Here is a 357-nt window from a genome sequence, read left to right on the forward strand (position 1 = left end):
ACAACCGCCAACGTCGGCATTCACGACTTGGCAATGTCAGCCCGACGGAGTTTAACAAGAGGTATTGGAGAACAGCTCAGGCTGCTTGATCCGGGACTGTCCGATCTTGTCAGGACACCTCATTTCTCCCACTTGTCCGTTGTAGTTACGCAGACTGATTTTCCCCGCCAGCAACTGCTTGAACCGATGTATCGCCGTCTCTGCCAGCGAGTGCCGGTGATACCCCGATATCTTCTTCCAGTGCGCCAACCCTTCCTTGCGCATCACCAGCACGGCCTCATTTCTTGGGTGTCCCTTTTTCCATAACCCCGCGTTCTTGCGAGGCGGGATACAGGCTGTCGCCCCTTTACCTGCTAT

The 357-nt window shown here is 55.2% G+C and carries 1 pseudogene; it reads right to left on the minus strand.

Annotated features, from left to right (window positions below):
• Window positions 1-120 precede the first annotated feature (120 nt).
• Window positions 121-357 (minus strand): annotated as a pseudogene (locus L972_RS21210) (transposase); the annotation flags it as partial.

This window comes from Aeromonas sp. ZOR0001 (assembly GCF_000801015.1).
Lineage (GTDB): Bacteria > Pseudomonadota > Gammaproteobacteria > Enterobacterales > Aeromonadaceae > Aeromonas > Aeromonas veronii.